The organism is Pseudoalteromonas arabiensis, from assembly GCF_001550155.1.
GTDB classification, from domain to species: domain Bacteria; phylum Pseudomonadota; class Gammaproteobacteria; order Enterobacterales; family Alteromonadaceae; genus Pseudoalteromonas; species Pseudoalteromonas arabiensis.
Genome location: NZ_LRUF01000025.1, coordinates 112355 through 126919, shown reverse-complemented (window position 1 = coordinate 126919; position 14565 = coordinate 112355). Strand labels below are relative to the sequence as shown.

General features: G+C 41.8%; 12 protein-coding genes. 5 read left to right on the top strand and 7 right to left on the bottom strand.

Annotation, left to right across the window (positions count from 1 at the left end):
- Nucleotides 1–159 precede the first annotated feature (159 nt).
- Nucleotides 160–1818 (bottom strand): acyl-CoA dehydrogenase family protein, encoded by a 1659-nt coding sequence (locus PAARA_RS16780; RefSeq protein WP_062570147.1) that lies wholly within the window; start codon nt 1816–1818, stop codon nt 160–162.
- Nucleotides 1819–1956: 138 nt separating this feature from the next.
- Between PAARA_RS16780 and PAARA_RS16775 the strand changes: the two genes are divergently transcribed.
- On the top strand, nt 1957–2457 hold the full coding sequence (locus PAARA_RS16775) for an RDD family protein (RefSeq protein ID WP_062570146.1): 501 nt from the start codon (nt 1957–1959) through the stop codon (nt 2455–2457).
- A 58-nt stretch (nt 2458–2515) separates the two neighbouring features.
- Here the strand turns inward: PAARA_RS16775 and lptG are convergent, their stop codons facing one another.
- Entirely contained in the window at nt 2516–3583 is a 1068-nt protein-coding gene (lptG, locus tag PAARA_RS16770) for an LPS export ABC transporter permease LptG (protein ID WP_062570145.1), read from the bottom strand.
- Nucleotides 3580–4692: an LPS export ABC transporter permease LptF gene (lptF, locus tag PAARA_RS16765; RefSeq protein WP_062570144.1), complete on the bottom strand. Its 1113-nt coding sequence runs from the start codon at nt 4690–4692 to the stop codon at nt 3580–3582. The genes lptG and lptF overlap by 4 nt, the downstream gene beginning before the upstream one ends.
- Nucleotides 4693–5014: 322 nt before the next feature.
- Here lptF and pepA point away from each other — a divergent pair, with 322 nt between their 5' ends.
- The 3 genes from pepA (at nt 5015) to PAARA_RS16750 (ending at nt 9981) form a co-directional block, all read left to right on the top strand.
- Nucleotides 5015–6529, top strand: coding sequence for a leucyl aminopeptidase (pepA, locus tag PAARA_RS16760; protein ID WP_062570143.1), 1515 nt, complete (start codon nt 5015–5017; stop codon nt 6527–6529).
- A 126-nt stretch (nt 6530–6655) separates the two neighbouring features.
- Nucleotides 6656–7102: a DNA polymerase III subunit chi gene (locus PAARA_RS16755; RefSeq protein WP_062570142.1), complete on the top strand. Its 447-nt coding sequence runs from the start codon at nt 6656–6658 to the stop codon at nt 7100–7102.
- A gap of 23 nt (nt 7103–7125) precedes the next feature.
- Nucleotides 7126–9981 carry a valine--tRNA ligase gene (locus PAARA_RS16750; RefSeq protein ID WP_062570141.1) on the top strand — a complete coding sequence of 952 codons (2856 nt, stop codon included), beginning with the start codon at nt 7126–7128 and terminating at the stop codon, nt 9979–9981.
- A gap of 110 nt (nt 9982–10091) precedes the next feature.
- On the opposite strand, the gene PAARA_RS16745 is transcribed toward PAARA_RS16750, so the two are convergent.
- Nucleotides 10092–11369, bottom strand: coding sequence for an outer membrane protein transport protein (locus PAARA_RS16745; protein WP_062570140.1), 1278 nt, complete (start codon nt 11367–11369; stop codon nt 10092–10094).
- Nucleotides 11370–11706: 337 nt separating this feature from the next.
- On the opposite strand from PAARA_RS16745, the gene PAARA_RS16740 reads away from it, so the two are divergent.
- Nucleotides 11707–12030, top strand: a complete 324-nt coding sequence (locus tag PAARA_RS16740; RefSeq protein ID WP_062570221.1) for a hypothetical protein — start codon at nt 11707–11709, stop codon at nt 12028–12030.
- Here PAARA_RS16740 and PAARA_RS16735 read toward each other — a convergent pair.
- The 3 genes from PAARA_RS16735 to PAARA_RS16725 form a co-directional block, all read right to left on the bottom strand.
- Nucleotides 11990–13198, bottom strand: a complete 1209-nt coding sequence (locus PAARA_RS16735; protein ID WP_062570139.1) for a cyclic di-GMP phosphodiesterase — start codon at nt 13196–13198, stop codon at nt 11990–11992. The two genes, PAARA_RS16740 and PAARA_RS16735, sit on opposite strands and share 41 nt — an antisense overlap.
- Nucleotides 13199–13361: 163 nt before the next feature.
- The gene (gene rraB / locus PAARA_RS16730; protein WP_062570138.1) at nt 13362–13697 is read right to left on the bottom strand and encodes a ribonuclease E inhibitor RraB; all 336 of its coding nucleotides are present in this window, start codon (nt 13695–13697) and stop codon (nt 13362–13364) included.
- The gene (locus tag PAARA_RS16725) at nt 13697–14410 is read right to left on the bottom strand and encodes a 1-acylglycerol-3-phosphate O-acyltransferase (RefSeq protein ID WP_062570137.1); all 714 of its coding nucleotides are present in this window, start codon (nt 14408–14410) and stop codon (nt 13697–13699) included. Before PAARA_RS16725 ends, rraB begins: the two co-directional genes overlap by 1 nt.
- Nucleotides 14411–14565: the final 155 nt, after the last annotated feature.

Below are 14565 nucleotides of genomic sequence, written 5' to 3'. Positions count from 1 at the left end.
TTTCACCTTCTAAACACGAGAAGATAAAGAAAAACCACTTTAGAGCAAAAACTTATTTACTGCCTTTGTCTCTATGCCAAGCATTATACAAAGAATGGGTATGGCAGCAAGCGTTTTATTCGTCTCGCCCTTTCAACCGAACAATTAATATACAAATGATTAACTTTGATGTTTTGGCATCATTCGCAGGACGATAGCCTCACAATCAATCTCATGGCTCAAACAACCATACTGCGAAAACCCTGTTCCTTTTAAGCGGCTTTTAACAAACGCATCAGCGATAATTGGCTCGCCGAACTGTAGCAAGGTTGCGGCTTGCCAAAGCTGTGCTAGGTGCTCCATTATACGCCGAGCATGCATTTCCATGTGTTTAGCTTCATTGAGCATAAGCTTTAATTCATCAAGTTTAATCGCAAACTCCTCGTTAAGTGCTCGCGCTTTCTCAAGTTCATTTATAAGTGCTTTTAACGACTCAGGTTCACGCTTGAAAACGCGTAATAAGTCTAAGCACTGTACATTACCTGAACCTTCCCAAATAGAGTTAACCGGTGCTTCTTTATAAAGACGACTAGTGACATTATCCTGCACATAACCCACGCCCCCAATACACTCCATCGCCTCATAGGTATGTTGAATAGCACGCTTGCAAATCCAATATTTGCCAATCGCGGTGGCACTTCGAACCAATAATACTTCGCTGTTATCATTTTGATTATCAAGGGCATGAGCTATACGCATAGAGATTGCCAAAGCAGCTTCAGCCTCGATTGCTAAATCAGCCAGTACATTTAACATCAGAGGTTGTTGGTGTAAATTTTTACCAAATACACTTCGCCCTGCAGTATGCCATATCGCTTCTTTTACAGCTTGAAGCATTAACGAGCTCGAGCCTAACATACAATCGTAACGAGTGAGTGCTACCATTTGAATAATAGTAGCAATACCTCGCCCCGGTTCACCTAAAAGCCAACCATGCGCACCCCTGAACTCTATTTCTGAACTGGCGTTCGATTGATTACCTAACTTATTTTTTAAGCGCTGAATATACATGGCATTTTTTTCGCCATTTTCGAGCCACCTAGGTACTAAAAAGCATGAGAGTTGTTTTTCATCCGTATTTGCAAGCACTAAGAATGCGTCACTCATAGGCGCTGAGCAAAACCACTTATGTCCCTCTAAGCTATAAAGCTCACCTGCTCCTGCAGTCGTTAATGGTGCAGCTTTTGTAGTATTTGCACGCACATCAGAACCACCTTGTTTTTCGGTCATTGCCATACCAATGGTAACCCCTTGTTTTTCAAACCAAGGTTTATTGCCGCCATCGTAATGCTTTGAAAGTATTTTTGGCAGCCACTTTTGTGCCACATTGGCTTGGCTGGCAATTGCTGGCACACTGGCAAATGTCATGGTGAGGGGGCAACCTGAGCCTGGATCTGCATGATTGTGCAGCACCGCCATTACAGCTCTTACTACATGACTGCCAGGCTTTTTTTGTTGCCAAGGCAAAGCGCAATGCCCTTGTTCAATAGCATGCTGCATTAATTGGTGGTAACTCGGGTGATAATCAACTTGATCTATGCGTTCGCCAAACCGACTGTGAGTCGTTAATTCAGGTAAGTGCTTGTTTGCTAAGAATCCAGCTTGCAGTAGTGCACCACCCACTTGCTCCCCAAAGGCCGCTAAATGCGCAGTTCCCCACTGACCTGAAAATTGCTTTTGCCAATATTTCAAAACATCATCGGCTTGATAAACATTATAGTTTTCTAATGGTTGAGGCTGATTAAAAACATGATGAGTTTCACTTTTTGAAATAGACATTGTGTGTGCTCTTTTTATTATTTTCTCAACTATAGCAGGTCAGACCTGCTTGTCGAATTACTAAACAATCGCTAAGTATTTCTTGTTTAGTGAGTACTTTGCTAAACTACTGAGCAATTTAATTGGATGAGATTGTCTATGTCAGCTGAGTTTCCACGTGCCGGTTTTTGGCGCCGTTTTGCTTCTTTAATCTACGATACATTAGTTGTCATTGCTTTTGCGATGCTGACAACTGTGCTTTATCTACTTGCTATTCAAGCTTTAATTTCGCTAGACATATTAACTATTGGAGATGCAGAAGATGTCTCAGCTTATATTCAAAACTCACCGCTTCTTTATGGGATTCGCAGCGCTTTATTGGTATTAGTGAGCGTCGCTTTCTTTAGCTATTTTTGGGCTAAAAGTGGTCAAACGATTGGTATGCGCGCATGGCGTTTAAAAGTACAAACACTCGATGGTAATCTAATAAGCTGGTCTCAGGGCGCTCTTAGAGCAATTAGCGCACTACTGGGGTTGGGTAATTTAGTGGTATTAATTGATTTTAAAAATAAGCGGGCACTGCAAGATTATGTAGCTAAAACAGAAGTGATCACGCTTACAAAAGAAGAAAACAAGCGCATTTATCGCTCATTAGATTAAGCTACATACAAGCACAAAAAAGCGTGGCTTCAAAACCACGCTTTTTTTGTGCTGAGTGTTACACTCGTTTGTTCAATAAATAGGTTGCAAAACCAATAAACAAGATACTTGGCAACACAGCGCCTATTACGGCAGGTATTTGATAAACCATGACAACAGGGCCAAAAATTTCGTTTGTTAGGTGAAAAGTAATCCCCGTTATAACACCCATGATGATGCGTGCGCCCATAGTTACTGTGCGTAGCGGGCCAAAAATAAACGATAAAGCCACTAATAACATCACTGCGATAGATATCGGCTGCATAAACTTACGCCACAACGCAAGCTCATATGTACTCGTGTCTTGCTCATTTTGTTGTAAATAACTTAAATAAGACCAAAGCCCTGTAAATGAAAGTGACTCTGGTTTTACAGATACTACCCCCAACTTTTCGGCCGTCAGCTGTGAGTCATAAAACTCTTCATCTTGCTGTTCTGTGGTGATTTTTTCTGGCGTGATCTTCACTTTATTTACATCGCGAAGTAGCCAACCATCTTGACGGTTAACGGCTTCTTCAGCTTTAGTGATTTGCGTTAATTGCAAAGATTTATCGAAGTGATACATATGAACACCACGTAAAATACCTTGCTGATCAACGTCTTCTATATTAATAAAATTGCTACCATCTTTTGCCCATACACCTTGCTGAGCACTAAATACATCACCACCGTAAATAGCATGGTTACGTATCTCTTTGGCTTTTAACTGCGCTTCTGGCGCACCCCACTCACCTAGGGCCATCATACAAATAGCCATGAACATTGCGGTTTTCATTACAGAAGCAATAATTTGCAAGCGCGACATTCCCGCGGCCTGCATAACAACTAACTCACTATTTGATGCCAGTGCACCCAGTCCTGTTAAACCACCAATGAGCGCAGCCATTGGAAAAAATATAACTAAATCACCCGGCATGCTATACAAGGTGTAGATAAGTGCAGTCGCAATATCGTAACTACCACGACCAACCGATTTAAGCTGCTCAATAAACTTTATTAACGTACTGATACCAACCAGCACCATTAATGCAAAACCTGTTGTTTGAATAATGCTGCGGCCCAAGTACCAATCGAGTGTTTTCATCATGCGCTTAACTCCCGCTTAGTCACAACAGCCTTTAACCAAGCGCCTAGCGGGCGACCTTTAATAATCAATAATCCACCTATGAATAATGCTGATAAATGAATCCACCAAAGACCTATTGAAGGAGGGATTTTGCCATCTTCAACTGCAAACTTAGCCGCATTTAATAAAATGAAGTAACCCAAATATAAGCTGATCGCAGGCACTAGTTTAGCAAATTTACCTTGGCGCGGATTAACAACACTTAAAGGCACTGCCAATAGGGTTAACAATGGGATCGAAAGAGGGATCGCTAGGCGCCATTGCCATTGCGCTATTGCCTCGGAGGTTTTCATTTTAAATAAATCAAAAGTAGGAACCGCTTCTAGCTTACGGCGTTGGTGCTCAATTTCTTGATCTTGAATTTGCACACTGTAACCATCAAACTCTGTTAGGTTTAAAGCAGCTGACTCGCCATCTGTTTCATAGCGCTTACCATCATTAAGTACCAGCTGTTGTTCACCATTTTCTTGCTCAATAACAACACCACGCTCTGCATAAACTAAACGTGCTAAATCACCTTTTTCACGCTCAGGCAGCTGGGCAACAAACACTTTATGTAACTCTTTCCCGCTGTTTTCAATATTATGAATAAACACGACTGCTTTTTCGTTACCCGTTTGTTGAAAACGTCCAGCCCTTAGAGCTGATAAACCGGCATCCGCTTTTGCCTGCTCTTTTAACTGGTATTCTTGTTCGCTTGCCCACGGAGCGACATATAAGGTTAGTACACCCGCTAATATGGCAAGAACCACGCTTGAAATAAGTGTTACACGTACCACATACCACTCACTCACTCCACACGCCTTAAGCACGGTCATTTCACTGTCAGCATAAATGCGGCTATAGGCTAATATAATCCCCAAGAAAATACTAAGAGGTAGAATAAGCGAGGCAAGCTGAGGGAGCTTTAGCGCGATCATGGATAGTACAAGTTTTGCAGGAAGTCCCCCTTCGGAGGCATCCCCTAAAATAACAACAAACTTTTGTGACACAAAAATGGTCATCAAAGTTAGAAATACGGCGACCTGCGACTTTAAGACTTCAGTGGTCAAATAACGAAAAATTAGCAATGCTCGCCCCTGTTAAACATCGTGTTTCACTGGAATAGTAAGAAATTTTGAGTAAACTAGTTATTTTACTCACTTTATTATATGCCATCATAGTGAAATATCATACCTAGCAAGAACATATAATCTTGCATAAATGGTACAGATGGCCTCAATTATGTGATATTGATATTCACAATAAGATAAAGTTCAAAAACACGTAAATAGAGTCATAGTTTATGAGCTAATATTAGTATTAATAAACTAAAAAATGTAAGAAAGGACTAAAAAATGAATTTCTTGCCCTTATTTTTTAAGGTTAAATGACTCAACACTAGGAGTGACAATGGAATTTAGCGTAAAAAGTGGTAGTCCAGAAAAGCAACGTAGCGCATGTATTGTAGTTGGCGTTTATGAGCCACGTCGTTTATCCCCCATTGGTGAGCAGCTAGATAAAATTAGCGATGGTTATATCTCTAACTTACTTCGCCGCGGTGATCTTGAAGGAAAGCCAGGGCAAGTATTATTACTACATCATGTACCTAATGTACTGAGCGAGCGTGTATTGCTGGTTGGCTGTGGTAAAGAACGTGAGTTAGATGACAAGCAATATAAACAGATCATCTCTAAAACAATTAATACACTAAACGAAACCGGTTCGATGGAAGCGGTATGCTTTTTAACAGAGCAACATGTTAAAAGTCGTGACACCTATTGGAAAGTGCGCCAAGCAGTTGAGACAACACAAGACTGCTTATACACCTTCAATCAACTGAAAAGTAAAAAAAGCGACCCTCGTCGCCCACTACGTAAAATCGTTTTTAACGTACCAACACGTCGCGAGTTAACGATTGGCGAAAGTGCCATTGAGCATGGCCTAGCCATCGCTGCGGGTAGCAAATTATGTAAAGACGTTGCCAATATGCCACCAAATATCTGTAATCCAGCGTATTTAGGTGAACAAGCACAAGAAATTGCTGATAACTTCGATAATGTAACGGTTGATATTATCGGCGAAGAAAAAATGGCAGAGCTGGGCATGAATTCATACCTAGCAGTTGGCCGTGGCAGCGCGAATGAATCGGTTATGTCGGTGATCAACTATCAAGGTGGCGACAAAGATCAAGCGCCAATCGTGTTAGTGGGTAAGGGCTTAACCTTTGACTCAGGCGGTATTTCAATCAAGCCAGGCGAAGCCATGGATGAAATGAAATACGATATGGGTGGTGCAGCGGGTGTTATTGGTACGATGCGCGCATTAGTGCAAATGCAGTTACCTATTAACGTTGTCGGTGTTTTAGCGGGGTGTGAAAATATGCCAGGCTCAAACGCTTATCGCCCAGGTGATATTTTAACAACCATGTCGGGTCAAACTGTTGAAGTGTTAAATACCGATGCCGAAGGTCGTTTAGTACTGTGTGATGCGCTCACTTATGTTGAGCGCTTTGAACCAGATACCGTAGTTGACGTAGCAACACTAACTGGCGCGTGTATTATTGCGCTGGGTTCACATGCAACGGGTTTACTCTCAAACCATAACCCACTTGCTCATGACCTACTTAAAGCGTCTGAGCAAAGTGGCGATCGTGCATGGCAGCTACCGCTTTGGGATGACTATCAAGAGCAACTTGAAAGCCCATTTGCAGATTTCACCAACTTAGGTGGCCGCGCAGCAGGAACAATTACGGCAGCATGCTTCTTATCTAAATTCACCAAAAAATACAATTGGGCGCATTTAGATATCGCTGGTACAGCATGGCGCAGTGGTGGTAAAAACAAAGGTGCAACGGGTCGTCCAGTGCCTATGTTAACTCAGTATTTACTAAACCGCGCAGGTGTGAGCGAAGCGAGTCACGATTAAGCCTTACCGCAAGCTTAAAACTAACCCTAAATAAGGCGCCAAATGGCGCCTTATTAATTGAAGCAACACGCGTTCTATGTCAAAATCTCTGCTTTGATCTGTGTATCTGTGGGGACGAAAGTCACAATGAGCATGAACGCACAATTTTACGTTCTAAAACAAGATGGTAACAGCCAGCAAGCTGATAAAGCATGTTTTGATCTTGCCGCAAAAATAGCAGCAGATCAGTATCGTCTTGGTCATCGCGTATTTATTTACGCCGATAACACTGACACGGCCCACACAATCGACGACATCATCTGGTCATTTGAGCCAGATAGCTTTATACCACACAACCTACAAGGTGAAGGCCCCAAAGGGGGCGCTCCGGTTGAAATTGGTATGACTCCACCTGTCGGCAACAGAAAAATATTAATCAACTTAGCTGAACACCTACCGGATTTTATTCGCCGTTTTCAGCAGGTTTTTGATTTTGTCCCCGTTGAGCCTAACGCTAAACAAGCCGCCCGTGAGCGGTTTAAAAAGCTTCGCCAACTGGGCGCCCATATTGCAACGCAAGAAATTGACATTTAAGCATTTATTTAAGGTTCTGTGTAATGGATAAAACCTACAATCCGCAAGATATTGAACAGTCTTTATATCAAGACTGGGAAGAAAAAGGCTACTTTAAACCGTCTGGCCAAGGTGACGCTTACTCAATCATGATTCCGCCACCAAACGTCACAGGTAGCTTACACATGGGCCATGCGTTCCAAGATACCATTATGGATACGCTAACACGCTTAAAGCGTATGCAAGGTAATAACACTTTATGGCAAGTAGGTACTGATCACGCGGGTATCGCAACGCAAATGCTGGTTGAGCGTAAGCTTGCAGCTGAAGAAGGTAAAACACGTCACGACTTAGGCCGTGATGCATTTATCGAAAAAATATGGAAGTGGAAAAACCACTCTGGTGGCACTATCACCAAACAATTACGTCGCTTAGGTGCGTCAGTAGATTGGGACCGTGAGCGTTTCACCATGGATGAAGGTCTTTCTGAAGCGGTTAAAGAAGTATTCGTACGTCTTCACAAAGAAGATTTAATCTACCGTGGTAAGCGCCTAGTTAACTGGGACCCTAAACTTCACACGGCGATTTCTGATCTTGAAGTTGAAAACAAAGACAAACAAGGTCACATGTGGAACTTACGTTACCCACTTGCTGATGGCGTAAAAACCAAAGAGGGCAAAGACTACATCATTGTTGCCACAACACGTCCTGAAACAATGCTAGGTGATACAGGTGTTGCAGTTAACCCTGATGATAAACGTTACCAAGACCTGATCGGTAAAGACATTTTACTCCCTATCGTTAACCGTCGCATTCCAATTGTTGCTGATGAACATGCAGACATGGAAAAAGGCACGGGTTGTGTGAAAATCACGCCTGCCCATGACTTTAACGATAACGAAGTGGGTAAACGTCATCAACTACCTATGATCAACATCTTCAATAAAGATGCTGCGGTATTAAGCGAAGGTGAAAGCTACACATTCGACGGTAAAGAGCTTAAATTAGATGCGCCAATTCCTGAGCGTCTACACGGCCTTGACCGCTTTGATGCACGTAAAGCGATTGTGAGCGAATTTGAAGAACTTGGCCTACTAGAAAAAATCGAAGATCACAGCCTAACTGTACCTTACGGTGACCGTTCTGGCGTAGTGATTGAGCCTCTTCTTACTGATCAGTGGTACGTGCGCGTAGCACCTCTAGCAGAACCTGCGAAAGAAGCGGTTAAAAATGGCGACATTAAATTTGTACCTCAACAATACGAGAACATGTACTTCTCGTGGATGAACGACGTACAAGATTGGTGTATTTCACGTCAGCTTTGGTGGGGTCACCGCATCCCTGCTTGGTACGACAACGAAGGTAACGTATACGTTGGTCGTGACGAAGCTGAAGTACGCCGCGATAATAACCTTGCTGATGATGTTGCACTTAAGCAAGACGAAGACGTTTTAGATACCTGGTTCTCATCTGCGCTTTGGACTTTCTCAACGCAAGGCTGGCCTGCAAACACTGATGATTTAAAAACTTTCCACCCGTCTGATGTATTGGTAACAGGTTTCGACATCATCTTCTTCTGGGTTGCACGTATGATCATGATGACCATGCACTTCATCAAAGATGATAACGGCAAGCCACAAGTACCATTCAAAACCGTTTACGTAACTGGCCTTATCCGCGATGAAAATGGCGATAAGATGTCTAAATCGAAAGGTAACGTACTTGATCCTATCGACATGATTGACGGTATCGACCTTGAGAGCCTAGTTGAAAAGCGCACTGGTAACATGATGCAGCCACAACTAGCGAAGAAGATTGAGAAGAACACGCGTAAAACATTCGAAAACGGCATCGAAGCACACGGTACAGATGCACTGCGTTTCACCCTTGCGGCAATGGCGTCAACGGGTCGTGATATCAATTGGGATATGAACCGCCTTGAAGGTTACCGTAACTTCTGTAACAAACTATGGAACGCCAGCCGTTACGTATTAATGAACACAGAAGAACAAGATTGTGGCTTCAATACAGATGCTGAAAAACAGTACTCACTCGCTGATCGTTGGATTTTAGGCCAATTTGAAGCAACCGTTAAAACCTATACTGAGCACCTAGAAAACTACCGTTTTGACCTAGCAGCAAACACCATTTATGAGTTCACTTGGAACCAATTTTGTGACTGGTACTTAGAACTTACTAAACCAGTATTGTTTAAAGGTAACGAAGCACAGCAACGTGGTACGCGTCATACCTTGATCACAGTACTAGAAAGCTTACTACGCTTAATGCACCCAATGATGCCTTATATCACAGAAACGATTTGGCAACGTGTTGCACCGCTTGCGGGCATCGAAACAGCCAACACCAGCATCATGGTACAAGGCTTCCCTGTATACGATGAAGCAAATGTTGATAGTCAAGCGATGGACGACCTTGAATGGGTTAAACAATTCATTCTTGCGATCCGTAACATCCGTGGTGAAATGGATATCAGCCCAAGTAAGCCACTATCTGTGTTACTTGCAAATGCGTCTGATGAGGACAAGCGACGTTTAACTGAAAACGAAGCCTTCTTAGCGTCGCTTGCTAAGCTTGAAGAATTTACCTTACTTGATAACAAAGACGATGCGCCAGCGTGTGCAACATCGTATGTTGGTAACCTTGAGATCATGATCCCAATGGCAGGCTTAATCGATGTTGAAGCTGAATTAGCTCGTATCGCGAAGCAGCTTGAAAAAGCAGAAAAAGGCTTAGCACAGGTTCAAAACAAGTTGGCTAACGAGAAGTTTGTAAACAACGCACCAGAAGCTGTGCTTGCTAAAGAGCATGCTAAACTGGCTGAGTTTACAGATGCAAAAGACAAACTATTAGCGCAAAAAGCGAAAATCGAAAGTCTATAAAAGTATATATAAAGCGCGATTTATTCGCGCTTACAAAAAAGCCGCGCTATAACAATGTTATAGCGCGGCTTTTTAATGCTCTGTAGCAGCGACTTTACGTCGCGTCACTATTAAAACGTGTAGTTATACTGAGCACCAATGAGCACTGCATGACCTTTCGATTCAAAGTCCCATGATACTTCTTGGCCTAATGCTTTTGCAAAGCTATCTTCTTCTGTAAAGTTCTGTGTTTTACCGCGAAGGATACTCACACCTAAGTCAACGTTTGAGTTTTCACTAAATGCGTAGTTACCACCAAATGAGAACCAGAAACGATCTGTATCAGGAATAGAGATTGATAAGTGAGATTGATCAACTGGTGACTCATCGTAAGCAATACCGGCACGAAGAAGTAATGCATCGCTGTACTGATAGTCAGTACCGATAGAGTAACGCATTGCATCAGAGAAATTCTCTTCTTTTCTAAATACTGGTGCTTCGTTACCTGGTACATAGGCTTCTAATTTTTGGAAGCTATCCCAACCCGTCCATTGAATGCTGTAGTGTACGCCTAGTTTTTTATCTAACTGGTGTGAACCAGAAAACTCAGCAATAGCTGGAAGCGTTAACTCAAGTGCGCCTGGTACTTTAACCCCCGCAGTGCCACCAAATGCAGCAGGTAAGCCATTTGCGTACTCACCTTCAAAGTCGATGTCTGTTTCGCTACGGTAGTTAAAACCAAAACGGTTGTTTTCGTCTAACTGATACATGGCACCAATGTTCCAACCAAAGCCGTAATCATCGCCTTCAAGGTGAACAATTTCAGTCTCTACTGGTACACCAAGTGGATTAACACCTGCATTACGCACTACTTTCGCATCGGCATATACATAGTTTAAGCCAAGGCCTAAGCTGAACTGTTCGTTGAACTTATATGATGCACTTGCATTCATGTTAACTGTAACGATTTCAGTTTCACCAGCAATTGAGCCTGCCGCGTAGTTATCATTAAATTCAGTTGAAAGACCGAAGTTAGAAAATGCACCAAAACCTAACGATACTTTGTCGTTTAATGGCATTGTGAAGTAACCTGCTGGGATAAATGCAGAAGGAGCAATGCTACTATCATCAAGTACATTCTCATCTAAACCATATGCAGCAGATTCACCTTCTAAACTTACATCAGGAATAACAGCAATACCCGCAACTGAGATTTGCTTAGTTTTAAATAAAGACATAAGCGCAGGGTTACGCGCTACTACTGACGCATCATCAGCAACCGCTGCTTCACCAGCATAGGCACGGCCTAAGCCTGATACGTTTTGTTCTGCTAATTGGAAAGCTGCAGCAAAGCTGTCAGCAGAAACAACAGCAAGTGATGCTGCAATCAATGTTCTAGTGAATTTCATAATCTGTGTCCTCTTGCAAACTTGTATGTTAGCTAACCCAACAAACACAGAGGCAACCTATAATTTAAGCATAAAGGTCAATGCTGTGCGTTGGTATTAGATGTATTATTCTAATAATTACAAACTTTCGAACATTACCTTAATTAAGATCAAAAAACTGTAACTTTTCGTTAGAAAGAGGTAAAAAAACCACATTTTAACAACAAGATAACAACTTTTTAAAACTCGTCCGATGTCTAGTTACAAAAACACCAAACGATAGTAATTATCATTTAGATTGACATGTTGTTTTATGCCCCTTAAACTAAACGCAATTGAAATTATTTGGGCAAAAGTGATGGTTATTGCATTGATAATCGCAGCATTAATTCTATGTGGTTTAAGCGTGCACTATTTCTGTAAGGCAAATTATTGCGCATGCACTAAGGCCGGTGACTGTGATAACCCTGTTAACCACTACTGGTTAGGTGCCATGTTCAGCTCAGTATTATCGCTGGTGTTATGCTGTGTGGCACTGCACGTAGAGAAAGGCACATTGCTGTGGCTAGTATTAATGACGAGTTGTTTTAGTGGTGCATTTATTTCTGCAAAACGAAACGCTAAAAAGCGCTGTGTAAAGTCTAAACAAGAAGATGCTCTTTTAACAAACGAGCCAAATTAAGTTGATAATCAAGGGGCTTAATACTCGATATTATTTTTAGCTCATGCTCTTCACTTAAGTGAACATCTTTCGCTGTAATGTGGTGTTTGTGCTTCGCATTATAAAAGATTTTCACTTTTGGCTTTATCGGGTTGTCCTGGTTGCCTTCCATGACTAACGCTAAGCGTTCATTGTTTAACTTCACAATTGATCCGACAGGATGCACACCCAAACACTTTATAAATCGCTGTACGAGTTCTGAGTCAAATAACTGTTTATTCGCTAATAAATAACGCAGTGCCGAAATTGGCTCCTCTCCCATTTGGTGAGGTCTATCAGCAGTTATTGCATCATAAACATCGACAATTGCCATTATTCTGGCAGGACGACTTAGCTTTTCGGCTGTAATGCCCCTAGGGTAACCACTTCCGTCTAATCGTTCATGATGATTAACAATCATATCAAGCATTAACGGTGTAATGCCCTTTTCACCTTTAACTAAGCCTAGACTCTGTGCAACGTGTTTTTTCACAACCTGCATTTCATTGTCATTAAGCTGACTTGGCTTAGACAGCACGCCCTGTGGCATTTTAGCTTGCCCAATATCGTGCAGTAGCGCCCCCATTGCCAATTCTTTAACAGTTTGCTCTTTATACCCAAGATATTTAGCGAATACACTCACCAGAATGGCCGTATTGATCATATGTCGCCAGTTATAAATATGCTTGTCTCTAAGACGAGTAAGAATCGTCATGGCGTTGTGATTACGAAATACAGAACTAACGATATCAACCACGACTTCATCAAGCAGTGTCATATTCATTTTCAAACCTGATGTGATATCTGAATATAAAACTTGCAACTTACGACTATGCTGTTCGTAGTTAACACTCGCTTTCACGAACTCTTGTTCGACCGATATGCCTTTTTCAGCAACTTTTTTTTCTTTTTTTGGCTTGGGTTTTTCTACGGGTTTGGGCTGGTATTTAGCCGGAAGCGCAACATCACTTTGAGTGAAGTCAATGAGGAGTTCTTCAACACCTTCAGACACCAGACGTTGAATAATACTTCTATCTCTAACTAATCCACGGGTTTTAATTTTAACGCTATTAATGTGCTCGTGCTGCTTACTGACACTGTCAACAAACATCCCTGGTACTAGTTCGGCAATGGGTAAGGTTACAAGCATATGTGAGCTTAGTTTATAAAAACATCGAGTTTTTTATTATCGCCAATTGGTTAAAAATGTCTATAGCAAGGAGGGTAAATACGAAATTAGTGTGAGATAAAAAGGCTTCAGATCATAGGCGCGACTTTAAATCGCGCACAAAATAAATTTCACGCCTACAAAATTACTCTTGAAAGTAAGTTCCCCAACCATCGTATTCAACGTTCGATTGTTGAGCGAGCGCTTCAAGCTTATCGACATCTTCCATAATGGCTTCGACGTCAAGCTCACACTCAACGACTACATCAAAGCTCCATACTTTTTCGCCATCCTCTAGCTCAAGTTCAGCAGGCTCTTCAACATCGTAACCGAGTTTAAAAGCAGCTAAAGCGGCTTGCTCTAACTGTTCAAAATTTTCGCTAACAAAGTGGTGTTCTACTTCGTACAGTACTTCAGGATCTGAGCCATCTTCAAGTAATGAAGTAACGATGTCTTCAGTAATTTCGCGCCAATTTTCCATTATTTATTTCTCACTTGAGCATCTAATTCAGTTATTTTAGCAGCCATAATCTGATGAACATGCGATGCATGATCACGAGCAGATACGTCTTTATCAAGATAAATTGGCGCTAACATTTCGAGGTAAATTGTACCATTATCCCAGCGATTTAGCTTAATAGTTTTATGCGTTGTGCTCATGCAAACTGGCACAACAGGTACATCAGCACTCATTGCTGTATGAAAAGCCCCTGTTTTAAAAGGTAACAAGCCACGCCCATAGCTTCGCGTGCCCTCAGGGAACATCCAAACCGACAAACCTTTTTGCTTAATTTTTTCGGCTGATTTTGAAATCGTGCCTGCGGCTTTTGAACGATTAGCGCGATCAATTAAAATATTACCTGATAACCAATATAGCTGCCCAAAGAATGGGATCCATTTCAGGCTTTTCTTTCCAAGACTCACACAATTTTCAGGCACCATTGCAGGCAAGGTAAATAAATCGTAGTTATTCTGATGATTAGCCACATACACTGCAGGGCCAACTGTTTTTGCATCCGCATGGTAACGTAATTCAAGTTTTACTCCCAGCAAGTTAGCCACTTTGCTAAACCAGCCAGAAATAATATGTACGTTATTGGTATGAAATGGCTTAATGATGCATAAGACTAAGCCAAAAAGGCAGCTAAACACGATAAATAAAGCCATGATAATAATACGAAAAACAGCTAACAAACGGATTCTCCTCGGGTAAATCAGCGCGCATTATAACGTGAAAAGTGCCTCTGCAATAGCTTTTAGCTTACATGTGTGCGCTAAAAATATATCTTTTTATACCAATTCGCTTAATTAAGTGGTCTATTTTGAGGCAATAAAACCTCGTTGATAGC

What these genes read in the sequence shown, in the direction of transcription:
- PAARA_RS16780 (WP_062570147.1), bottom strand. Translation starts at nt 1,818, where the DNA reads ATGTCTATTTCAAAAAGTGAAACTCATCATGTTTTTAATCAGCCTCAA.
- PAARA_RS16775 (WP_062570146.1), top strand. Translation starts at nt 1,957, where the DNA reads ATGTCAGCTGAGTTTCCACGTGCCGGTTTTTGGCGCCGTTTTGCTTCT.
- lptG (WP_062570145.1), bottom strand. Translation starts at nt 3,583, where the DNA reads ATGATGAAAACACTCGATTGGTACTTGGGCCGCAGCATTATTCAAACA.
- pepA (WP_062570143.1), top strand. Translation starts at nt 5,015, where the DNA reads ATGGAATTTAGCGTAAAAAGTGGTAGTCCAGAAAAGCAACGTAGCGCA.
- PAARA_RS16755 (WP_062570142.1), top strand. Translation starts at nt 6,656, where the DNA reads ATGAGCATGAACGCACAATTTTACGTTCTAAAACAAGATGGTAACAGC.
- PAARA_RS16750 (WP_062570141.1), top strand. Translation starts at nt 7,126, where the DNA reads ATGGATAAAACCTACAATCCGCAAGATATTGAACAGTCTTTATATCAA.
- PAARA_RS16745 (WP_062570140.1), bottom strand. Translation starts at nt 11,369, where the DNA reads ATGAAATTCACTAGAACATTGATTGCAGCATCACTTGCTGTTGTTTCT.
- PAARA_RS16740 (WP_062570221.1), top strand. Translation starts at nt 11,707, where the DNA reads ATGGTTATTGCATTGATAATCGCAGCATTAATTCTATGTGGTTTAAGC.
- PAARA_RS16735 (WP_062570139.1), bottom strand. Translation starts at nt 13,198, where the DNA reads ATGCTTGTAACCTTACCCATTGCCGAACTAGTACCAGGGATGTTTGTT.
- rraB (WP_062570138.1), bottom strand. Translation starts at nt 13,697, where the DNA reads ATGGAAAATTGGCGCGAAATTACTGAAGACATCGTTACTTCATTACTT.